Consider the following 21,228-nt stretch of genomic DNA (forward strand, 5'->3'; position numbering starts at 1 on the left):
GTTGTTATCCCAGATCAATTTGTCAAAACCGACCGCCGGACTATGCCCGGCCGGCTGTTCGGCCGTATCCGGGCGAGGAATGATAATGGCCAGAGGCCAAGAGCACGACATCGAAGACAGCGGCCACTCGGAAACCCTCGTCCTGCCGGAAAAGCTCGTCGCCGAGCGGTCCCCCACTCCCGAGACTGGCGTCAAACTCATTGGGAAAGAGTTGGCCGCTCACAGCGGAAAAGGCGAGGTCGCCAAGCGTACTTCCGGTTTCCGCTTTCACCGGGCGTCGAGATCGCCGTGGAACGACCCCCTACCGGTGCGCGAAGAACTCTTCGGCATCGAACGGCTCGAACAGCACGCCGCGACACTCGCGCTTGCGCAACCGGTGACGCGGCGGCCGCCCTCCGTCCAGTCCCTGCACAAGCGATTGAAGAGCAATGCGGCAGTTCTGCTCGCCGCCTATCGTGCCAGCGCCTTGGAGGTCGAGAACGAGCGTGGTGTCGTGCCGGCAGCGGAATGGTTGCTCGACAACTACCATCTTATCGAGCAGCAGATCCGCGAGATCCATGATGATCTGCCACCCAACTACTACAGGCAACTGCCCAAGCTTGCCGAAGGTCCCTTCGCCGGCTATCCGCGGGTGTTCGGCATCGCCTGGGCCTTCGTCGCGCACACCGACAGCCATTTCGACCCGAAGACGCTTGTCCGGTTCATCTGCGCTTATCAGAAGATCCAGCCGCTGACGATCGGGGAACTGTGGGCGGTGGCGATCACCTTGCGCATCGTGCTCGTGGAAAACCTGCGACGACTGGCCGACCAGATCACTGCCGGGCGCAGGATGCGTGCTGAGGCCGACGCTTTGGCCGACCGGCTGCTTGCGGAAGACGCCGGTCGTGATGTGCTTCACGAGATGTCGGACGATCCTTTGCCTGAATTGTTGGCGGCTCAGCTTGCCAAACGCCTCCGGGACCTGGATCCCAGCACGACGCCGGCCCATGGCTGGTTGGAGATGCGGCTCGCCCGGCAGGGAACGTCAGTCGATGCCGTCGTGCGCCATGCCCAGCAACGCCAAGGCGCTTCCAACGTCACGATCCGCAACATCATTACCAGCATGCGGCTAATCTCCGATGTTGATTGGGCCGACCTTTTTGAAAGCGTCAGCCTCGTCGATACGCGGCTGTCGACAGACGGCAGCTTCGCCCACATGGATTTCGCCACACGCAATCTCTATCGCAGCGCCATCGAGGACCTCGCGCGCGGCTCGGACATGTCGGAGCTTGAGATTGCCGGCCAAGCGCTGGAGGCGGCGCGCCAAGCACCGGTCGAGGGCATCGCCGCGACGGAGGCCGAACGCATGGCCGATCCGGGCTATCACCTGATCGCGGAAGGACGGCCTGCCCTCGAGCGTGTCGTCGGCTTCCGAAAGCCCCGGCGCCTGATGTTCGGGCGCCTGGTCGCCCGGGTGGGTATTGTCGCCTATGTCGGGGCGATCGGCCTCGTGACGGTGCTCCTTCTCGCCCCCGCCCTCGTGCTGCTGTCGAGCTTCGGACTCTCCCCGCTCGCCATGGTTTCCTTCGCCTTACTGGCTTTGCTGCCGGCAACCGACATCGCCACTGCGCTCGTCAATCGCTGCGTGAGCTGGAGCCACGGTGCCGTCGGCCTTCCGGGCATGGAGTTGTCGCAAGGGGTTCCGAAAGTGTCGCGCACGCTTGTCGTTGTGCCCACGCTGTTGAGCAGTCGCGCCGACCTGCTGGAGCAGATCGAACGGCTGGAGGTCCATCATCTGTCCGGTGCTGGCGGCGATCTGAGCTTCGCGCTGCTGACCGACGGCAAGGATGCGTCACAGGAGATCGTCGAGGCCGACGCAGCGCTTCTCGCTCTCGCCGTCGAGGCCATAGCCGACCTCAACCTTCGCCATGGCCCCGGCCCGGCCGGTGATCGTTTTCTGCTACTGCACCGAAGGCGCCGCTTCAACGCCAGCGAAGGTGTCTGGATGGGGTGGGAACGCAAGCGTGGTAAGCTGCACGAACTCAACCGCCTGCTGCGTGGCGCCACCGACACCAGTTTCATGGCGCTTGCGGGAAAGCCGCCGGCCGTTCCGCCGGAGGTACGCTACGTCATCACCCTCGATGCGGACACGAAGCTGCCGCGCGATACGGCCCTGCGGCTGATCGGCAAGATGGCGCATCCGCTCAACCGGCCGCGTTTCGATAGCCGGCAGCAGCGGGTCGTCGATGGCTATGCAATCATCCAGCCACGCGTCACTCCCTCGCTTCCCGTCGGGCGTGAAGGCTCGCTCTACCAGCGCGTTTTTTCAGCCCCCGGCGGCATGGATCCCTATGCTGCAGCCGTGTCTGACGTCTATCAGGACCTCTTCGGCGAAGGCTCCTACACCGGCAAGGGCATCTATGACGTCGATGCATTCGAGGCCGCCCTTGCCGGACGCATTCCGGACAATACTCTCCTCAGTCACGATCTTTTCGAAGGCACGTTCGCGCGGGCGGGGCTCGCCTCGGATGTCGAGGTGGTCGATGATTTCCCCTCGCGCTACGACGTGGCGGCCCGGCGCCAGCATCGCTGGACGCGCGGCGACTGGCAATTGCTGCCTTGGATTTTTGGAAAACGGCCACTCCCTGCGCTCGGTCGCGGGAAAATGCTGGACAATCTGCGCCGCACCCTGATCGCCCCCTCGACGTTTCTGGCCCTCGTTGCCTGCTGCGCGATGCCGTTGCAGGCGGGAATAGTGGGTGCGTTGATGCTCGCCTCCAGCATCGCCATTCCCGCTTTCCTGCCAGTGCTGTTCGCCATTCTGCCGCGGCGCAGCGGCTTGCAACTGGACAGCCATGCGATCAGGCTGGCTGCCGACATCAAGCTGGCCGCCATGCAGACCGCGCTTGGCCTTGCCTTCCTGCCCGATCAGGCATGGCGCAACAGCGATGCCATCGTTCGGACCTTCTACCGGATGCTGGTAACACGTCGGAAACTTCTGGAATGGACGACCGCGGCAACCTCCGGAAAACGCACGCGACTGACCCTTGCCGGTTTCTACCACGATATGGCGGGTGGCACGGTTGTGGCATTGATCCTGCTGGCGGCCGCCGTTGCGTTTTCGCCGGCCGCCTGGCCGCTAGCACTGGTCCTGTCTCTGCTCTGGCTTGCCGCACCCGCCATCGCGCTCTGGGTCAGTCGGTCCCCGACGGCAAGACCGGGCAAGGTGCTTTCGGACACCGATGCGGCACAGTTCCGGCTGGTTGCGCGGCGCACCTGGCGGTTTTTCGAAACCTTCGTCACGCCGACAGACAACATGCTGCCGCCGGACAATTTCCAGGAAACACCGGCACCGGTCATCGCACACCGCACCTCGCCGACCAATATCGGCCTCTACTTCCTGTCAACGGTTGCCGCCCGCGATTTTGGCTGGATTGGCACCCTCGAAGCGCTCGAACGGCTGGAAGCGAGCTTCACGACACTCAAGCGGCTCGACCGTTTCAACGGGCATTTCTTCAACTGGTACGATACGCGTGATCTCAGGACCCTCGAACCGGCCTATGTGTCGTCGGTCGACAGCGGCAATCTCGCCGGCCACCTGATCGCGCTGGCGAATGCCTGTGAGGAATGGGCCGAGGCGCCCCCCGCTGAAAATGTCCAGGGTTTTCGTGATACGCTGGCGCTCTCCCGCATGGCGCTTGCCGAGATACCCGGAAAACAGAGTGCCGGCCTCGCATCGGTTTTCGACGAGATCGAAACCCTGCTGGGCGGCCCGCAATCCATCGAGGCCGCAACGCCCGCCTTAACACGCCTTCTCGACAAGGCGCTGAAGCTGGCGCAGCAGACTGGACCTGCCGATAGCGGTACGACCGCCGAGCTTTTGTTCTGGATTGCCGCACTCGCACGCTCCGTCACCCAGGCGGCGCGCGACCGGCAGGCCTTGCATGACGATGCCGTATCCCTGAAGCAGCGGCTTCAGGCGGTTGCGGACACGGCCCGCTCGATGGCGCTCGACATGGATTTCGCCTTCCTGTTCGATCCGGACAGGAAGCTGCTGTCGATCGGCTATTCGCTCGCCGACAACGGCCTCGACCGGAATTGCTACGACCTGCTGGCCTCCGAAGCGCGCCTTGCGAGCTTCTTCGCCATCGCCAAGGGCGATATCAGCACGCGGCACTGGTTCCGCCTCGGCAGGGCGGCCACGCCGCTCGGCAGCGGGTCGGCGCTGATCTCCTGGTCGGGCTCGATGTTCGAATACCTCATGCCGTCGCTGGTGATGCGCGCGCCTTCGGGAAGCCTGCTCGCCGACACCAACCGGCTGATCGTGGCGCGCCAGGAAGACTATGGGCGGTCGCGGGATGTGCCGTGGGGCGTATCGGAATCGGCCTATAATGCGCGCGACATCGAGTTCACCTACCAATATTCCAATTTTGGCGTGCCGGGACTGGGCCTCAAGCGCGGGCTGTCGGGCAACATGGTCGTCGCCCCCTATGCCACCGGCCTTGCCGCCATGGTCGATCCCCATGCGGCACTCGATAATTACAAGCGCCTGGAGGCGCTGGGTGCCCGGGGCGTGCACGGTTTCTACGAGGCGCTGGACTTCACCCGCGCCCGTCTGCCTGAAAACGAGAGCGTCGAAATCATCCGCAGCTACATGGCCCACCACCAGGGCATGACCATCGTCGCCATCGCCGTGCTGCTGCAGGACGGGCGCATGCGCAGCCGGTTCCACCGCGAGCCGATGATCATGGCCAGCGAACTGCTGCTGTCGGAACGCATGCCGCGCGATGTTGCGATCGCCCGCCCGCGGGCAGAAGAGGTCAAGGCGTCTGCCGGCATTTCGCTGAACCCCGCGCCATCGGTTCGCCGACTGCAATTGCCCGTCGCCGGCGCACCGGTGACGCATCTGCTGTCCAACGGCCGTTATGCGGTCATGGTGACGGCCTCGGGCGGCGGCTACAGCCGCTGGCGCGACATCGCCGTCACGCGCTGGCGCGAGGATGCAACCCTCGACGACTGCGGTGCCTTCATCTTCCTCAGGGACATGCAGAGCGGCATGGTCTTTTCCCCCGTCGCACCGGCGACCGGCGACAGGGCCGACACTTCGGTGGTCTTCGGGGAGGACCATGCGCAATACATCCGCCATGACGATACGCTGACGACGGAGATGGATGTCATCGTCTCGGGAGAGGACGACGGCGAGGTACGCCGCATCTGCCTCACCAACAGTGGGCGGCGGGCACGCGACATCGAACTGACCTCCTACGCCGAACTGGTGCTCGCCACCACGGCGACCGACAATGCGCATCCCGCCTTCGCCAAGATGTTCGTCGAGACCGAACATCTCGCCGAATACGGCGCGCTCATCGCGACGCGCCGCCGCCGGACGCCCGCGGAACCCGAGATCTGGGCCGCCCACTTCGCCGTGGTCGAGGGCGATGCCATCGCCGATCCGCAATACGAATCCGACCGCGCCCGTTTCCTCGGGCGCAACCGCTCCATTGCCAGCGCCGCCGCCATCCATGACGGGCAGGCGCTGTCCAACACCGCGGGAACGGTGCTCGACCCGATCTTTTCGCTGCGCCACAGCATACGGGTTCTTCCTGGCAAGGTGGCGCGGGTCGCCTTCTGGACGATCGTCGCAGGCTCGCGGGAGGAGCTTCTCGAACGCATCGACAAACATCACGACAGGAGCGCCTTCGAGCGGGCGAAGACGTTGGCCTGGACCCAGGCCCAGGTGCAGCTTCACCATCTCGCCGTGGATCTCGAGGAGGCGGCGGACTTCCAGCGCCTGGCAGCGCCCATCCTCTATGCCGATCCGCGCTTCCGCCCATCCTCGGACGCCATTCTCGCCGGTGCCGGTCCGCAATCCGGTCTCTGGCCCTATGGCATCTCGGGCGATCTGCCGATCGTGCTGTTCCGCATCGACGACGTCGAGGACCTTCCCCAGCTGCGCCAGATGCTGCGTGCCCACGAATATTGGCGCATCAAGCGGCTTGCCGTCGATTTGGTGATCGTCAACGAGCGGGGTGCCTCCTATGTGCAGGACCTGCAAAACGCCATAGAGGCCGCCGTCCGCTCCAGCCAGTCCCGCCCCCGTTTCGGCGATGTTCCGGCACAGGGTGCGGTATACGTGCTGCGCGCCGACTTCCTGAACCAGGACACGAAGAACCTGCTGGGCGCGACCGCGCGGGTCGTTCTGGCAGCCCACCGCGGCCTGATCGTCGACCAGCTCGCGCGTCTGCCCGGGGTGGTCGAGCGGGCGGTTCCGCTGGTCACCCGCCTGCCGTCGAGGCCCTCGGCCGAAACGGTCGCGCAACCCGAAGCGCTTGAGTTCTTCAACGGACTGGGGGGATTTGGCGCAAACGGCAAGGAGTATGTCACCGTCCTGGAAGGCGGTTCGACGACCCCGATGCCGTGGATCAATGTGATCACCAACCCTGCCTTCGGCTTCCAGGTGTCGAGCGACGGCAGCGCCTATACCTGGGCCGACAACAGCCGCGAGAACCAGATCACGCAATGGTCCAACGATCCGGTCGTCGACCCGTCCGGCGAGGCGCTCTATATCCGCGACGAGGACACGCTCGATCTCTGGAGCCCCACGGCGCAGCCGATCCGGGATGCAGGGCGTTATGTGGCGCGCCACGGCTTTGGCTATAGCCGCTTCAGCCATCGCGCATACGGCATCGAAAGCCAGCTGCTCTCCTATGTGCCACTCGCCGACCCGATCCGCATTTCGCGGTTGACGCTCACCAACCATTCGTCCCGGCCGCGCCGCCTGTCGGTCACAAGCTATGCCGAATGGGTGCTGGGCACGCTACGTGGGGCAAATGGACCCTTCATCTCGACCTCTCTCGACACCGAGACAGGGGCGATCCTTGCCCGCAATCGTTGTGCCACGGCCTTTCCCGGCCGTGTCGCCTTTGCAGATCTTGGCGGACGACAGACCGCCTGGACCGCCGACCGCACGGAATTCCTCGGGCGCAATGGCAGCCCCGCAATGCCCGCGGCCCTCAGAGATCGAGCGGCGCTCGGTGCGAAGGTCGGCGCGGGCCTTGATCCGTGCGCGGCCTTGCAATGCGTGATCGAACTCGGCGCCGGTGAAAGCGTCGAGATCGTCTCCTTCCTCGGTCAGGCCGCCTCAGTCGATGAGGCCGGCGCACTTGTCGCCCGCTATCGCGCCACAGACCTCGACGCCGTGCTGGCAGAGGTCACCGGTCATTGGCAAACGGTTTTGGAGACCATTCAGGTCCGGACGCCGGATCGGGCGATGGACATCATGCTCAACGGTTGGCTGCTTTACCAGACGCTCGCCTGCCGGATATGGGCGCGCTCCGCCTTCTATCAGGCAAGCGGTGCCTATGGCTTCCGCGATCAGTTGCAGGACGGCATGGCGCTGGCCTTCACCCGACCGGAGGAGACGCGTGCGCATATCCTGCGCGCCGCCGGACGGCAATTTGCCGAAGGGGACATGCAGCATTGGTGGCTGCCCCATTCGGGCGCCGGGGTGCGCACCCGGATTTCCGACGACCGGGTCTGGCTCGCCTTCGCCGCCGCGACCTATATCGCAACGGCCGACGATGCGGCGATCCTCGACGAGAGCGTATCGTTTCTCGACGGGCCGGCCCTCGGTCAAGGGGAGCATGACGCCTTCTTCCAGCCGACGCCGTCCGGTGAGGCCGCCTCCCTCTTCGAACATTGCGCCCGTGGCCTCGACCAGGCTATCGCGCTCACCGGCAGGTATGGCCTACCCCTCATGGGCACCGGCGACTGGAACGACGGCATGAACCGGGTGGGCGAGGGCGGGGAGGGCGAAAGCGTATGGCTCGGCTGGCTTCTGATCCGCACGATCGACCTGTTCGTGCCGCTTGCCGAGACCCGTGACCCTGACCGCGCGGCGCGCTGGAAAGCGCATGCCGCAGCGCTCAAAACCTCTGTCGAGCGCGAAGCCTGGGATGGGGCCTGGTACCGGCGCGCCACCTTCGACGACGGCACGTGGCTGGGCTCGAAGGATAGTGATGAGTGCCGGATCGACAGTATCGCCCAATCCTGGGCCGTCCTGTCAGGAGCGGCCGATCCCGAACGGGCCAAAACCGCCATGGCGTCGCTGAAAAGCCACCTGATCCGCAAGGAGGACAGCCTCGCCCTCCTCTTCACGCCACCTTTCGACACCACCCCGCGCGATCCGGGCTACATCAAGGGATACCCGCCCGGCCTGCGGGAGAACGGCGGCCAGTACAGCCACGCCGCCATGTGGGCCATCCTGGCCTTCGCCCGGCTGAGAGAGGGTGACAAGGCACATGATCTCTTCGGCCTCCTGAATCCGATCACTCATGCAAACACGCCCGAGGCGGTAGCGCGCTACAAGGTCGAGCCGTATGTGGTCGCCGCCGATGTCTATTCGATCGCCCCCCATGTCGGGCGTGGCGGCTGGACATGGTATACCGGTTCCGCCGCCTGGATGTACCGCGCCGGCATTGAGGGCATTCTCGGCCTGCGCAAGGAAGGTGCGTTCCTCGTCATAGAGCCTTGCCTGCCGAAGTCATGGCCGCAGTTCGAGGTGACGCTCAGAATGGGCGAAACCCGATACGATATCCGCTTGGAAAGAACAGCGGATTGGGCGGGTGGCTCGCCCTGCGCAACGTTGGATGGCTCGATGCTGCCTTATGCGGACACAGCAGTGCACGCGCCCCTTGATGGGCGTGACCACACTCTGCTTATCCAGGGATACCGGTGAGGAAAGCCAACCATATGAATGTCGAGTGCGCTTGCTGACTACCAGGGCATTGAAGAAGCATCAACGTCCCCCTGTCCGAAAATGAGGAGGATCTGCTGACTGAGGCCGATGGTGCCGGAAATGGTTGTGACAAGTTGCATTGAAGCATGAGCATCGCCTGATCGTCAATCGGCGCGGAATGTTGACCCTTTATCGGCGTCAAATCTTCACCCCCTTTAGACGATTAGAGGTTGGCCTGCCGGCGCTGGCCATGGAGAGAATGCGGAAGTTCACAATGTCCATGTTCCCATCGACACAGCCCGCGCTAGTGAAATGGAAAGGTGCTGGAAGGTTCTGCGCGATACACCGTCGTCAAACTTGCTTTACGGAGTCAGACAATCCGCTTGGCCATCGCTGGCTCTGCCTCACACGCATCGCATTGGAACAAAGGTCAAGTTTGGTGAGTTTTTCGACGGTAAACATCAGGAGGCTCAAATGAAGAAGATCATCATCCTCGCCTGCATGGGGCTGTCGCTGGCGGCATGTACTGCGACGGAGCGTGGCGCTGGTATCGGCGCGGCAACCGGCGCAGTCGTTGGAGGGGTCGCGACCGGCAACGTCCGTGGTGCAGCGGTCGGCGCAGCCGTTGGCGGAGTGGCGGGCGCTCTAATCGGCAATGTCGCAAACCAACCCGGCCAGTGCTACTACCGCGACCGTTATGGCAATCGCTATATCGATCGCTGCTGACGGTAACCATAGCGCTCAAGTGCTGCGTTGTGTCGCGACTTTCCGCGGCCGCGTCGAGATGCCGGCCGATTTGAATGTGCGAAACTTTGGCTAGGCTGCTCGCACCTATCGTACCAGCCAGCCGCGGTGCACCGCAATTGGTCTGGCGATCCGCGATCACATGGTTTGACGACGGGTTGCAGGATGGATGAACGTTTCTTGGCACGTGACGTAGTCAGCGTCGCCGTGGATCTCCTGGGGGCACGCCTGCTGATCGATGGCGTGGGAGGGCGCATCGTGGAAACCGAGGCCTATCGCCAGGACGACGAGGCATCCCATAGTTTTCGTGGGCAAACGGCGGCAAACGCTGCGATGTTTGGTGAAGCGGGCCACGCCTATGTCTATCGCTCCTATGGCCTGCACTGGTGCTTCAACATCGTCTGCGAGCGGGGTAGCGCGGTGCTCATCCGCGCTCTGGAGCCGACGCACGGGCTTGGGGCGATGATGGAGCGGCGGTCCATAACCGAAGCGCGCAAGCTCTGCGCCGGGCCGGGCAATCTGTGCAAGGCACTCGGCGTCACCGGCGGCATGAACGGGCTTTCGGTTTTCCACGCGCCTTTTTCCCTGGAACCTCCGTCCGAGGCGCCTGTATCGGCGAGCGGTGTCCGTATCGGGATCAGTAAGGCTGCCGAACGCCCCTGGCGTTTCGCTGTGAAAGGGTCGCCTTCTTTGAGCAGGCCGATCTGACCCTTGGCGCGCCTAGATCTCAACGATCTCCAGCTCCGCGGTGAAGGTCGTTCCATTGCTTCCGTCAAATGTGTGGGTGCCGTTCAACTGATTGACGACGCCCCGGATCAGGCGACTTCCCATACCCTGCTTTATGGCTTGCGGATCAAAGCCGATGCCGTTGTCGTGGACGGTAAGTCGGGCTCGTCGCTCCCCGACAGCTTTGAGTGCGATGGAAATCCGGCCCTCGCGGCCCTCCGGAAAGGCATACTTCAGGATGTTGGTCAGGAGTTCGCTTGTCAGCAGGGCAAGCGGGGTGGCGTTGTCGGCCGAGACGGCAAGCTCGTCGATATCGTAATCCACCTTCACGGGCGCGCCATAGGCGGTGATCAGTTTCTCCGTCACCGATGTCATCAGGTCCCGTGCACGGAGGCGGGAAAATTCATCATGCCTGTAGATCTGCTCATGCACGGCGACCATGGAGGAGATGCGATCGGTCAGCGATTGCTGGATATTCGGGGCCAGGCGTTGCAGCTGGATGACGCTCTGGACGGCTTGCAGGTTGTTCTTGACGCGGTGGTGGATCTCGCGAAGGAGCAACTGGTTGTCCGCAAGGGCATTGCGGAGCAACTGGGACTGCGCGGCATCGCGTTGTCGAAGGTGGCGGATCCACTGGCCGGCGGCAAGGAGGCTGACGCTTGCGAGAATAAGCACCGAGACCGCCACCGTCACATCCCGCCAGAAACGCTGGATGCCGAAATCGTAGTCCGCGGAGGCGAGCGCGATCAGCCCGGTACCATCGACGGTTCGATAGGCGACGATGCGGTGGGCGCCGTCGACGGGCGAGATGGCGTCATAAGTGCCGGACGCGGCCTTGGGCAGATAATCCGTAAACAACACGTATTTGCTCATGTCGAGCGGCCCGTCGGCAAGCGGATAACGGGCGACGAGCTGGCCGTCGGAGCGGACGAAACTGACGGTGGAGTTCGGGCCGAGATCGACGGCCTCCCAGACGTCGGCCAGCACCTTCACCTCGAAGGAAACGACGGCGGCACCGGCAAAACGACTGTTCCGCTCCAGCCTGCGGCTGAAGGCAAAGATCTGCTCGCCGTTCAGGCGGCTGATCAGCAGGCTTGAAATGTGCTTCTTGGCGCCCTTTGCCAGCTCCGAGAAATACGGTCGGTCGACAATGCTGATCGGCTTGACCATCGGATCGGTCGAATAGAGCGTCAGCCCCGTATCATCGACCACGTAGGCCTTGACCTGGCCTGGCAGGTCGGCGACCGCCTCGTCGATGTTGCGCACCTTGGCCGATGCCGGTGGCACGATGTTCTCGCCAAGCGTCTCGTCGATGCGCTGAAGGGCCTGACGTGCCAGAGAATCAAGCAGGGACACGTTGCTGGCAACGATCTTGGAGGCGGCGACCGCCCGCTCCTCGGTGCGGCGGACCGCATCCCGATAGCTCGTGTTGAGCCACAGGCCGAGCATGAGGACAAGCGAGACGAACATCGCAACGATGATCATCGCAGCCGCTCTTGCCAGCGTGAAATGAATGTTCAGCCCGCGCAGCACCGCTATCCCCCAAGTGCGTCGATCTTAACGAGAAGGGTTGGGTGTGTCGCTGCTTTTTGTCAAACCCAACGGGCCGGTCATCTATCGTACGACGGTGACGGTTGCTGGCGGTCGCCGGACACGGCTCTTCGTATGATGTCTTCGAGCTGGCGTTCGCTGAACGGCTTCGACAGGCGCAGCAGATCGGCGCGCGCCTCCGGGGGCAATTCGGAATAGCCCGTGGCGATGACTATCGGAATGTCCGGCCAGCGCTCGCGGATGATGTCGGCAAGCTGGGAGCCGGTCATCTGCGGCATGGCTTGGTCGGTGACGATGAGATCGATCGTCCGCTCGGCCAGAAATGCCAGCGCCTTCGTACCGGAACTGGCTTCACAGACGGTGTGGCCCATGTCTTCCAGCATCATGACGGTATTCATCAACACGAGTGGATCGTCATCGACGGCGATCACGCAGAGCGGGTGGACCTCTTTGGGCACTGGAGGTGCGGATGGCACCTCCTTCCTTGCCAACTCGATGGCCGTGGCCTCGGCTTCGGCGACCGGAAGCCACAGCTCAGCGGTGGTGCCGGCGCCCGATTTGGACTGGAGCACGAGCTTTCCTTCGGACTGCGCCATCAATCCCTGCACCATGGAAAGCCCTAGCCCCGTACCCTTGCCGACGCCCTTAGTGGTGAAGAACGGCGACGCTGCGTTCTTCAGCGTGTCGGGATCCATGCCTTGTCCTTCATCCTGCATATAGAGGCAGAGATAGGCCCCTTTCTGCAGGTCGGGATGGCTTTTGGTTCCGTCGGCTTCCAGGCGTGCGCCGATGAGAAGGCGCCCGCCGTCCGGCATTGCATCGCGCGCGTTGATCGCCAGATTGAGCAGCGCATTCACCATCTGGTTCGGGTCCGTGCGAACAGGCGGCAGGTTCGGGGGGAAGTGTGTTTCGATCATGACCGAGGGGCCGATGGACCGTTGCAGCATATCTGTCATGCCGCGGATAAGGCTCCACAGATCGACGGACTCGAAATCTAGTTCCTGGCGGCGCGAGAAGGCGAGCAGCCGTTGGACGAGAGAGGCGCCACGGCGCGTCGCCTGCAGGGCGTTGTCGATCAGTGATTGGGCTTCGGGTGCGGGCGAGATGCGGCGCTTCAGGAGGTCGAGGCTCGCCTGGACGGCCATCAGGAGGTTGTTGAAGTCATGCGCGACACCGCCGGTCAACTGGCCGAGGGCTTCCATCTTCTGCGCCTGGAAAAGCTCTTCTCTCGCCAGTTCAAGGGCTGCCTGTGCATCGCGCTTTTCCGTTATGTCGCGGGTGATCTTGGCAAATCCGATCAGCGCGCCATCGTCGTCGCGGATCGCGTCGATGATGGCATGTGCCCAGAAACGGGTGCCGTCCTTTCGCAGCCTCCAGCCTTCCGATTCGTACCGGCCTTCGTTGCGGGCGATGTCTAGCGCATGGTCCGGAATGCCGGAAAGCCGGTCCTGCTTGGGAAAGAAGTGGGAGAAATGCCTGCCGATGATCTCGCCCGGGCGGTAGCCCTTGATGCGCTCCGCGCCGGCGTTCCAGCTTGAAACCCGGCCGTCGGCATCCATCATATAGATCGCGTAATCCGTGACACCCTGCACGAGAAGACGGAATTGCTGCTCCGTTCTGCGAAGATGCTCCTCCGCTTGCCGCCGCTCGGTCAGGTCACGGGTGATCTTGGCAAAGCCGATGAGACTGCCGGCATTGTCCCTGATGGGGTCGATGATGACATGCGCCCAGAATTCGGACCCGTCCTTGCGCACCCTCCAGCCTTCGTCTTCGAAGCGGCCCTTCTCAGCGGCGTGCGTCAGGGCGAAAAGGGGAAGGCCCTTGTCGCGGTCGGTTGTACGATAGAAACGGGAAAAATGCGTGCCGAGGACTTCGCCTGCCTCGTAACCCTTGAAACGGCTCGCCCCAACATTCCAGCTGACAATATTGCCCTGCCGATCCAGCATGTAGATAGCATAGTCGGTGATTGCATCGACCAGCACTTTATACCGATCCTCCCCGGCAAGCGCCGATCCCTCGTCTCCAACCATGTTTTTTCCCCATAAAGCCAACCACAGAAAACGTTGAAGGTGGGGAAAGGTTCCACGTCATTGACGTCCCTCAGAACGGTGCCATTGAAAACCCTGTTCGGGGACGGACCGAGACCGGATCGTCTGTTGGATCCGGATCTTTCTGGAACGCAGCCGCCTGACGATGCGCAACGCGCTTGATAGCTTGAAATACCGCCTCCGGTGGCCACCCTGCGGTGATCACAAGGTCAGCAAGCTTCTGCACCGGCGCATCGACCGCCCGCTCGCATTCGAGTGCGACGTCTGGATCGGTCGTCAGTTGCTTAGGTGGAGGAATTCGGAACTTCATCGGTGGTCTCCGAAGCAGAGGACTAAAACGTGTGGGAGAAATGCTTGGAACTTGCGATTCGTTCCGGCCCTTACCAAGCTCAGCAACCAACGGCCCTGGTTGGCTCGCTATCGTACGACCAAGACGTTGGCCTCCCGGGCTGCTGCGAGAAACGCCAGTCGAGCCTTGGTTGGGGAGCATTTACCTTCAATAGCCTTGGCGCAAAACGCCAGCGCCCGCTGAAATGCGCGTCCGTAGGTCACCGGCCATCTCTCAGCCAGCACGAACATGGCGTTCCGTGGATCCTTGATCTGTATGGCACGGGGCATGCCCGGAAGCAGAATGGCAAGTGCGTGGTCCCAAATCACAGAAAGCATTTCATTATTCCCAATCTGAACGGGGCAATAAATGCTAATCCGTGGAAGTGGTTCCGTGATAGATCGATGAAAATTTGCCTGGCAGACGTATTAGGTCGCTTGGACTGCATTAGACCTGGACGGCGCGCTGGATGACGAAGGGCGCTCGAGTGAGCAGTCTGCCATTTTCCCCCGGTAACGGCGTTCACACGGCGGACACGATCATCGGTGTTGAGGTGCCGCAGATTAATGCCGGCTATATCGAACCCGGCCAGCCTGTAGAGGCGATCTTCAAGTTCATGTCGGGCAAGTTTTTTCCGGGAAAGGTCGAAAGCGCACTGCAGGCGGTCGCTTCTGGTCAGGCGAGGGTTTCCGGCAACGCCGTGACACCTGAGCTGATCCAGAGTCTGCCTCATCGTTGTTAGGACTAAACTGGACGACGCCCAGTCTGCAGACAGCCTGCCGGCTGGAAGCACTAATACAGCCGCGATCTTCAGACCACGTCCGTTCTGACGGCCGCTCGCAAAATGCATGTTGGATGGGGAGCGAAGGCGGAGCGGGAGGCACGGAGGGGGTCTCCGCAGCCTCCCTAATCCGGGCAAACTTGAGGTGCCCGGGTATAGTTTCCAGCCTACGCGAGCACAACATCCTGAAACAGGATCATCGTCAGGCAAGCGGAGGAAAACCAACAACCGCAGCCGCCCTCTAAACATTTTCCACACTTCGGCGGTGCCGGCTCTCCTCGTCACGCTCATCCCAAAAAAGCTCCGCCGAAACGGGGCAAGACATGCGGATCCACAGAGTCGCCCTACACTTGGCGGGCTATAAGGATTTTATCACGGGAGGTGCAGACGTAAAAGATGACTAAGGGCGCGCTGCCCCAAAACACCAAGATTATACCAGGCGCTTTACGAGACGAAGTCTATTCCCCTCCAATAATTTGATCTCATGCGCGGCTTCCATGCGATAGAGCCGATTTATGATTTGATCTTGGGTAAACCCTTGTTCCATCAAGGCACTCCCTACACGGAGAAGGCTGACCGGATTCTCCGGGGCCGCTTGTAGCGAAGATAATACGTCGGCCATGGCGGCTTTCAGTTCGTCGTCTGCGCGCATACCCTCATTTCCATGACACAAGCCTAAATAACAATTGCGGAGACAACGCGAGCGGTTTTACAATGTTCCTGCCCCAAAAAAATGGTTGGACATGGCGGGGCGATAGCTGGAGTAAAGTGGCGCGCGCGAATTTCGCTCGAAAGCGAATTGTTCAATATCAAAAAGGCCGTGATTCCTATTGCTGCTCAACGGGTTTTCCGGTGGGGTCTACATTTATTTCCACGCGAGCCTTGTCCTTAGTTCGATAAGTTACTTCGTAGTAGCCGGCATCGTCCCACGACATCTCGTCTAGGCGTGCAAAATCGGGCCTTTGCTCGATGGTGGCGAGTATTTCAGACGGCTTTTTCCCGTTTTCAGGAATCCGCTTGGTATCCTGTGCGTGGGCAGCGATAGAGGCGCCTAAAAGTATTGACAGAAAGACTACGGTTCTCTTCATGATTTGCACTCCCGATGACGTGCGCTTGCAAACGAGTAAAAGCCCCGCGGGAGCGGAGCAGTTTCGCGTGCCGTGACGGCATTTTGCAAATGGACTGCCGCGGATATTGTTCCATATTGAGTGGCCAAGGAGAGGTTAGCGGATTAACACGTTGGCCTCTTTCGCCGCCACTACAAAGGCCTTCCGGGCTGCGGCTGGCTTCTCTTTTCCCTCCAGTACGGCCAGACACGCTTCCCGCGCTTTTTCAAGCGCCTTGCCCCTGTCCAGGGGCCAGTGCTCCAGCAGCACCCGTGCGGCCTCAGCCGTGCTCGATATGGTCAGGTAAGCACCAAGTTTCTTTGTCTCGAACGTGATCGGCTCTTCCCACCTTCCAACTTCCATCTCAGACCTCACCAAAAAGAAGCGCCCCGCAAGCGGCGGGGCAAAGGCTGAACTGTCAAAGTGGCAGCCTTCTAATGCGTGATGGTGAGGTTTGTTCCGAGACGTCGACATGATCTGCACTTGGTGTTGTGGCCTACCGCACGGAGCCTTGATTGTTGGACGCGAAAACGCATCTTGAACCTGCAAAAAGAGCGAATTATTTTAAAGTAGGAGGAAAATTGAGGAGGTTGACATGGGTACCAACTTTTTCAGCAAAGGCACGTTCGAACCGGATGAATTGGGAGCGCTGAGGGACGTTTTTGACGAGATAACCTCGCAGCCATGGTTCGATAATTCGCAAGACAACAAGAAGAGTTTTGCGAAATCTCTCTTCGAGACCTTTCCCGCTGTGCACTTCGATCCAAAGAAGCACCGATCGATAATCGAGGCATCTGCGCGCCTATTCTATTCACGCGAGGATGGCGGAAAAGGCTGAGGAACAATTTCTCGCGCTCTGCGTTCAAGGCTGCGCAAAAAGGGAGGAGCGACATGTCCAGCAGTGCATGGAAGACGCCGGTCGAAATCGATCTTGGAATGGTTGGCACCCACACGGTGTCCGGGCCATTCGATGCCCTGATCTATCTGACGGACCGGTGGCCGAACCGTTCTGGGTGCCGCTTTTTGAAGGCGCGGATCGCTTGCAAGGCGGCGATAGAAGGACGCCTTGAAGCTGAAGCGGCGCGTCAAGAATTCATCGCGGCCGCAAATGAAGTTCAACTGCTGCGGCACTGACGTTCGTGGGGTCAATCGGCGCCCCATTTTGGGGATGCAGCGGTGCGGTCAGGCCGGCAAGGACCTGCCGGAGCGCGTCGATGTAGCGGCGAAAACGCTACTCCATGCCGGCAGCTCACCGGTTTAAAAAAAATAGTCGGCAGGCCAAATTCCTCAAGCACCGCAAAAGGATGGTTATGCAGGAGGAAAAAAATCGTATCAACCGACTTGCTCCACGAATAGAGACCCTTCCGGAAGCGGTCTGATCAGCGACTTGGCCGAAACCGAGGGATCCAGCCAGTCTGCCCATGTCTCCCGTGCCAAGATGACGATTTGGCGGTCATGGTAGGGCGCGATGTCAGGCCCCGGCTCCATCGTCAGCATGGTGAAGGCCTCGCCGAAATCATCGGTCTCTCGCCAAATGCCGGCGATGGCGAAGATCGGTTCTCCGGCCTTCCGGAACAGCCACTTGTCCTTGTGTTTCTTTTTCGGGTCAGCAGGTGTAGTGAACTCGTAAAAGCCATCGGCAACGATGATGCACCGGTTGGAGGCGAATTCTCGTCCCTCCGAGCGGAAATTGTAGACGGGCTTCTTCGTCGGGCTCGGCCAGCTCCACCGGCGCTGGACGAGTTCACCGCCCTCGCGTTCACCCTCGACGGTCCGGACGATAGGCGCCGTGTCGGTGATCTTGATATCCTCGCGCGCTTCGATGTTGGGCCGGCCTTCGGGAAACCGGATTTTGATTTTCAGGTGTTCGAACTCCTCGATGACCGATGCGAGTTCGACCATCAGGCGATAATCATTGCACATGGCTACTCCGAATGGCTTGCGTTGTCACACTGTCCTTCCACTGGCGCAGTGGCAATGTAAGGCGCTGGGAGCGGATTTCGAGCCGCCGTGTCCCGTGGCGATCTAGATTTGCAGTTCAAGCTGGTTTGCCTCGCTCACCTCGGCGTCAGAAAAGGATGAAAGCGTGAGGCCGAGCAGACGAATGCCTTTCACTGTGGGAAAGAGCGGTTCGAGAAGGGATTGGCCCAAGGCTTCGAGATCATCGGCGGTGGCGAGCGGAGCGGTCATCGTCCTGCTGCGGGTGATGATCTGAAAGTCGGCGTATTTAACCTTCAGGGTCGCGGTGCGGCCGTGAAGGCCTTTGCTTTCGCAACGGCGCCAGACCTCCGCGGCCAGTGGGGTCAGTTCGGCGCGGGCGGCCTCCAGGTCGACGATATCGACCGTAAAGGTATCTTCGACACCCACCGACTTGAGCGGCCGGTCCGGCTGCACGGAACGGTGATCGATACCGCGGGAGATGTCGTAGTACCACCCGCCCGCCTTGCCGAAATGCTCCTGCAGGAAGATGAGCGATTTCGCCTTGAGGTCCGCCCCGGTCAGAATGTCAAGCCGCTCCATTTTCTCGGCGGTCGCGGGCCCAACGCCGTGGAACTTCTTCACCGCGAGCGCCTCGACGAAAGCCGGTCCATTCTTCGGCGTGATCACCGCCTGGCCGTTGGGTTTGTTGAGGTCCGACGCCATCTTGGCCAGGAACTTGCAATAGGAGATGCCAGCCGAGGCGTTGAGCCCTGTGACCTCCTTGATCCGCGCACGGATCAGGGTGGCGATATCCGTTGCGACGGGAATGTCCTGTTTGTTGTGCGTCACGTCGAGATAGGCTTCGTCGAGCGACAGCGGCTCGATGAGGTCGGTGTGCTCCGCGAAAATCTCCCGGATCTGGCCCGAGACGGCACGGTAGACATCGAAGCGAGGCGGAACAAAGATCAGGTCCGGGCAGCGCCGTTTCGCGGTGACCGAGGGCAGGGCGGACCGAACGCCGAAGGCGCGCGCCTCATAGCTTGCGGCCGCGACAACACCGCGTGCGGCCGAACCGCCGACGGCGACCGGTTTGCCACGCAGCTCCGGATTGTCGCGCTGTTCGACCGACGCATAGAAGGCATCCATGTCGACATGGATGATCTTTCTCGTCTGTGGCGCTTCGTCCTCGCTCATCTCATTTCCACATTGACCGCATGCGGGCGGCGACATCGATCCGGATCTGTCGCGCGCTGCGCTCGCTGGCGGCGGCCGAGACCTTCGGCCAGCTTGTCGCCTCGAAGAACTGGAGGAGCGTCGCTGGAATAAAGCGTGTCCGCGAGGCATAGACATGCCGGTCGCCCTGGGCGTTCTGGCCATGGGTGAAGAACCGCTGCGGAGTAACGAGGGCAAGATTGTCACGCGCCCGTGTCATGCCGACATAGAGCAGGCGGCGCTCCTCCTCGAGCTCTGCGGTCGTGCCGGCCCCTAGGTCCGAGGGAATACAGCCGTCGACGACATTCAGCATGAAGACGGCGCGCCACTCCTGTCCCTTGGCCGAATGGATCGTCGAAAGGATCAGGTAATCCTCGTCGAGCAGTGGCACGCCCGCCTGGTCGCTGGTGGCGTCCGGTGGGTCAAGCGTCAGTTCGGTGAGAAAGCGTTCGCGGTTCGGATAGCCGCCGGCGATCTGCTCAAGCTGGATGAGGTCGGCTTTGCGGGTATCGGCGTCTTCGTGGATGCGATCAAGATGCGGTTCGTACCAGAGGCGCGCCAGCCCGATCTCGCCGGGCCATCCGCCTTCGGCTTTGCGAAGGGCGGTGAGCAGGGTGATGAAGGCCGGCCAATCTTCACCCGTTTTCGGCGGGGGCGGTATCTCGGCGAAAGTTTGCAGCGGCTCCGGGTCCGCAGCAATCGCATCAAGGATCTTTCCTGCGGTCTGCGGCCCGATGCCCGGCAGCATTTGCAGCAGACGGAAGCCGGCGACGCGGTCGCGCGGGTTCTGGGCAAAACGCAGGGTCGCCAGCAAGTCCTTCACATGGGCGCTGTCGAGGAATTTCAGGCCGCCGAACTTCACGAACGGGATGTTCCGGCGGGTCAACTCGACCTCCAGCGCTCCGCTATGACTCGATGTCCGGAAGAGCACGGCCTGCTGCTTCAAGGTCATGCCAACCTCGCGGTTAGCCAGCACCTGCTCGACGATGTAGTTGGCCTGGTCCGTTTCGTCCTTCACTGTGACGAGCATCGGCCGCTGTTCGGACTGTCGATCCGTCCAGAGGTTCTTCGTAAAACGCTCTCGCGCGAGGTCGATCACGCCATTGGCGGCGGCAAGGATTGGCTGCGTCGAGCGATAGTTGCGATCGAGTGTGATCACATCGGCCGGCGTCGGCGAGAATTCTTTCGGGAAGTCGAGGATGTTGCGCACCGTCGCTGCGCGGAAGGAATAGATCGACTGCGCATCGTCGCCCACCACGGTTAGCCCGCGGCCGCCGGGCTTGAGGCCCATCAGGATAGAAGCCTGCAGGCGGTTGGTGTCCTGGTATTCGTCGACGAGGACGTGATCGAAGCGGCCGCCGATATCGTCCGCAAGCTCCGGATCGGACATGACCTGCGCCCAGTAAAGCAGCAGATCATCGTAATCGAGCACGTTCTGGACCTGCTTTGCCTCGACATAGGCGGCAAAGAGTTGCTTCAGCTGCTCCTCCCAGCCCAGCACATAGGGATAGGATGCCTTCAGAATCTCGTTGATCGAGCTTTCGGAGTTCACGACGCGCGAGTAGATCGCAAGACAGGTGCCCTTGGTCGGAAACCGGGTTTCCATCTTGGAGAAACCCAGTTCATGGCGAACGAGGTTCATCAGGTCGGCGCTGTCTTCCCGGTCGTGGATGGTGAAGTCGATGTTGAGGCCGATCTGCTCGGCATACATGCGCAGGAGCCGGGCGCCGATGCCGTGGAAGGTGCCGGCCCAGGCCATGGCGTCCGTCATGACCGCGGCATTGTCACCGAGCACCTGTCGGCAGATGCGCTGAACGCGGCGCGCCATTTCTGACGCCGCCCGGCGCGAGAAGGTCATCAACAGGATACGCCGTGGATCTGCGCCATTGACGATGAGATGGCCAACGCGGTGGGCGAGCGTGTTGGTCTTTCCGGAGCCAGCACCGGCGATGATCAGCAGCGGGCCGCCGATCGCGCCGTCGGCCAAGCCAATGCCGTGTTCGACCGCCTCACGTTGGCGGTCGTTCAGTTTTTCCAGATAGGCTGCCGTCATCTGCCCCAAATTTTCCTAAGAAAAAATTCCTGTCCGTTTTCCT

General features: G+C 61.7%; 16 protein-coding genes. 6 read left to right on the plus strand and 10 right to left on the minus strand.

What is annotated here, in order from left to right:
• Window positions 1-85 precede the first annotated feature (85 nt).
• From AC1RT2_RS31340 to AC1RT2_RS31350, 3 genes are all read left to right on the plus strand, one after another.
• The gene (locus AC1RT2_RS31340; RefSeq protein ID WP_493108333.1) at window positions 86-8,716 is read left to right on the plus strand and encodes a GH36-type glycosyl hydrolase domain-containing protein; all 8,631 of its coding nucleotides are present in this window, start codon (window positions 86-88) and stop codon (window positions 8,714-8,716) included.
• A gap of 474 nt (window positions 8,717-9,190) precedes the next feature.
• Entirely contained in the window at window positions 9,191-9,442 is a 252-nt protein-coding gene (locus AC1RT2_RS31345) for a YMGG-like glycine zipper-containing protein (RefSeq protein ID WP_069062421.1), read from the plus strand.
• Between the two features lie 183 nt (window positions 9,443-9,625).
• Window positions 9,626-10,168, plus strand: coding sequence for a DNA-3-methyladenine glycosylase (locus tag AC1RT2_RS31350; protein WP_493108335.1), 543 nt, complete (start codon window positions 9,626-9,628; stop codon window positions 10,166-10,168).
• A gap of 12 nt (window positions 10,169-10,180) precedes the next feature.
• On the opposite strand, the gene AC1RT2_RS31355 is transcribed toward AC1RT2_RS31350, so the two are convergent.
• The 4 genes from AC1RT2_RS31355 to AC1RT2_RS31370 all read right to left on the minus strand — a co-directional run bounded on the left by AC1RT2_RS31355 (window position 10,181) and on the right by AC1RT2_RS31370 (window position 14,451).
• Entirely contained in the window at window positions 10,181-11,719 is a 1,539-nt protein-coding gene (locus tag AC1RT2_RS31355) for a sensor histidine kinase (RefSeq protein WP_493108337.1), read from the minus strand.
• 77 nt (window positions 11,720-11,796) lie between these two features.
• The gene (locus AC1RT2_RS31360; RefSeq protein WP_493108339.1) at window positions 11,797-13,767 is read right to left on the minus strand and encodes a hybrid sensor histidine kinase/response regulator; all 1,971 of its coding nucleotides are present in this window, start codon (window positions 13,765-13,767) and stop codon (window positions 11,797-11,799) included.
• 70 nt (window positions 13,768-13,837) lie between these two features.
• Window positions 13,838-14,095, minus strand: a complete 258-nt coding sequence (locus AC1RT2_RS31365; RefSeq protein ID WP_069062425.1) for a hypothetical protein — start codon at window positions 14,093-14,095, stop codon at window positions 13,838-13,840.
• Window positions 14,096-14,202: 107 nt separating this feature from the next.
• A complete protein-coding gene (locus tag AC1RT2_RS31370; RefSeq protein WP_493108341.1) occupies window positions 14,203-14,451 on the minus strand; it encodes a DUF982 domain-containing protein in 249 nt (82 codons plus the stop codon).
• Window positions 14,452-14,600: 149 nt separating this feature from the next.
• Between AC1RT2_RS31370 and AC1RT2_RS31375 the strand changes: the two genes are divergently transcribed.
• Entirely contained in the window at window positions 14,601-14,855 is a 255-nt protein-coding gene (locus AC1RT2_RS31375) for a hypothetical protein (protein ID WP_493108343.1), read from the plus strand.
• Between the two features lie 469 nt (window positions 14,856-15,324).
• On the opposite strand, the gene AC1RT2_RS31380 is transcribed toward AC1RT2_RS31375, so the two are convergent.
• The 3 genes from AC1RT2_RS31380 to AC1RT2_RS31390 all read right to left on the minus strand — a co-directional run bounded on the left by AC1RT2_RS31380 (window position 15,325) and on the right by AC1RT2_RS31390 (window position 16,474).
• Window positions 15,325-15,546 carry a hypothetical protein gene (locus AC1RT2_RS31380; protein WP_493108345.1) on the minus strand — a complete coding sequence of 74 codons (222 nt, stop codon included), beginning with the start codon at window positions 15,544-15,546 and terminating at the stop codon, window positions 15,325-15,327.
• Between the two features lie 175 nt (window positions 15,547-15,721).
• Window positions 15,722-15,982: a PepSY domain-containing protein gene (locus AC1RT2_RS31385; protein WP_493108347.1), complete on the minus strand. Its 261-nt coding sequence runs from the start codon at window positions 15,980-15,982 to the stop codon at window positions 15,722-15,724.
• A gap of 135 nt (window positions 15,983-16,117) precedes the next feature.
• Complete coding sequence (locus tag AC1RT2_RS31390; protein ID WP_493108349.1) at window positions 16,118-16,474, minus strand: DUF982 domain-containing protein; 357 nt, start codon at window positions 16,472-16,474, stop codon at window positions 16,118-16,120.
• Between the two features lie 121 nt (window positions 16,475-16,595).
• On the opposite strand from AC1RT2_RS31390, the gene AC1RT2_RS31395 reads away from it, so the two are divergent.
• Both AC1RT2_RS31395 and AC1RT2_RS31400 read left to right on the plus strand, forming a co-directional pair.
• The gene (locus tag AC1RT2_RS31395; RefSeq protein WP_493108351.1) at window positions 16,596-16,838 is read left to right on the plus strand and encodes a hypothetical protein; all 243 of its coding nucleotides are present in this window, start codon (window positions 16,596-16,598) and stop codon (window positions 16,836-16,838) included.
• Between the two features lie 53 nt (window positions 16,839-16,891).
• Complete coding sequence (locus tag AC1RT2_RS31400) at window positions 16,892-17,134, plus strand: DUF982 domain-containing protein (RefSeq protein WP_493108353.1); 243 nt, start codon at window positions 16,892-16,894, stop codon at window positions 17,132-17,134.
• A gap of 198 nt (window positions 17,135-17,332) precedes the next feature.
• Here AC1RT2_RS31400 and AC1RT2_RS31405 read toward each other — a convergent pair whose 3' ends face one another.
• The 3 genes from AC1RT2_RS31405 to AC1RT2_RS31415 all read right to left on the minus strand — a co-directional run bounded on the left by AC1RT2_RS31405 (window position 17,333) and on the right by AC1RT2_RS31415 (window position 21,185).
• Window positions 17,333-17,923 (minus strand): SOS response-associated peptidase, encoded by a 591-nt coding sequence (locus tag AC1RT2_RS31405; protein WP_493108355.1) that lies wholly within the window; start codon window positions 17,921-17,923, stop codon window positions 17,333-17,335.
• Window positions 17,924-18,025: 102 nt separating this feature from the next.
• A complete protein-coding gene (dinB, locus tag AC1RT2_RS31410; protein ID WP_493108357.1) occupies window positions 18,026-19,114 on the minus strand; it encodes a DNA polymerase IV in 1,089 nt (362 codons plus the stop codon).
• A gap of 1 nt (window position 19,115) precedes the next feature.
• Complete coding sequence (locus tag AC1RT2_RS31415) at window positions 19,116-21,185, minus strand: ATP-dependent helicase (RefSeq protein WP_493108359.1); 2,070 nt, start codon at window positions 21,183-21,185, stop codon at window positions 19,116-19,118.
• Between the last annotated feature and the right edge of the window lie 43 nt (window positions 21,186-21,228).

Source organism: Shinella sp. GW821-FHT11G07, assembly GCF_058808115.1.

Bases quoted from the DNA above. Each gene is read 5' to 3' on its own strand.
- AC1RT2_RS31415 (WP_493108359.1), bottom strand. From the start codon at position 21,185: ATGACGGCAGCCTATCTGGAAAAACTGAACGACCGCCAACGTGAGGCG.
- AC1RT2_RS31395 (WP_493108351.1), top strand. From the start codon at position 16,596: ATGGGTACCAACTTTTTCAGCAAAGGCACGTTCGAACCGGATGAATTG.
- AC1RT2_RS31400 (WP_493108353.1), top strand. From the start codon at position 16,892: ATGTCCAGCAGTGCATGGAAGACGCCGGTCGAAATCGATCTTGGAATG.
- AC1RT2_RS31380 (WP_493108345.1), bottom strand. From the start codon at position 15,546: ATGCGCGCAGACGACGAACTGAAAGCCGCCATGGCCGACGTATTATCT.
- AC1RT2_RS31350 (WP_493108335.1), top strand. From the start codon at position 9,626: ATGGATGAACGTTTCTTGGCACGTGACGTAGTCAGCGTCGCCGTGGAT.
- AC1RT2_RS31345 (WP_069062421.1), top strand. From the start codon at position 9,191: ATGAAGAAGATCATCATCCTCGCCTGCATGGGGCTGTCGCTGGCGGCA.
- AC1RT2_RS31385 (WP_493108347.1), bottom strand. From the start codon at position 15,982: ATGAAGAGAACCGTAGTCTTTCTGTCAATACTTTTAGGCGCCTCTATC.
- AC1RT2_RS31360 (WP_493108339.1), bottom strand. From the start codon at position 13,767: ATGGTTGGAGACGAGGGATCGGCGCTTGCCGGGGAGGATCGGTATAAA.
- AC1RT2_RS31370 (WP_493108341.1), bottom strand. From the start codon at position 14,451: ATGCTTTCTGTGATTTGGGACCACGCACTTGCCATTCTGCTTCCGGGC.
- AC1RT2_RS31405 (WP_493108355.1), bottom strand. From the start codon at position 17,923: ATGTGCAATGATTATCGCCTGATGGTCGAACTCGCATCGGTCATCGAG.
- dinB (WP_493108357.1), bottom strand. From the start codon at position 19,114: ATGAGCGAGGACGAAGCGCCACAGACGAGAAAGATCATCCATGTCGAC.
- AC1RT2_RS31340 (WP_493108333.1), top strand. From the start codon at position 86: ATGGCCAGAGGCCAAGAGCACGACATCGAAGACAGCGGCCACTCGGAA.
- AC1RT2_RS31390 (WP_493108349.1), bottom strand. From the start codon at position 16,474: ATGTCGACGTCTCGGAACAAACCTCACCATCACGCATTAGAAGGCTGC.
- AC1RT2_RS31365 (WP_069062425.1), bottom strand. From the start codon at position 14,095: ATGAAGTTCCGAATTCCTCCACCTAAGCAACTGACGACCGATCCAGAC.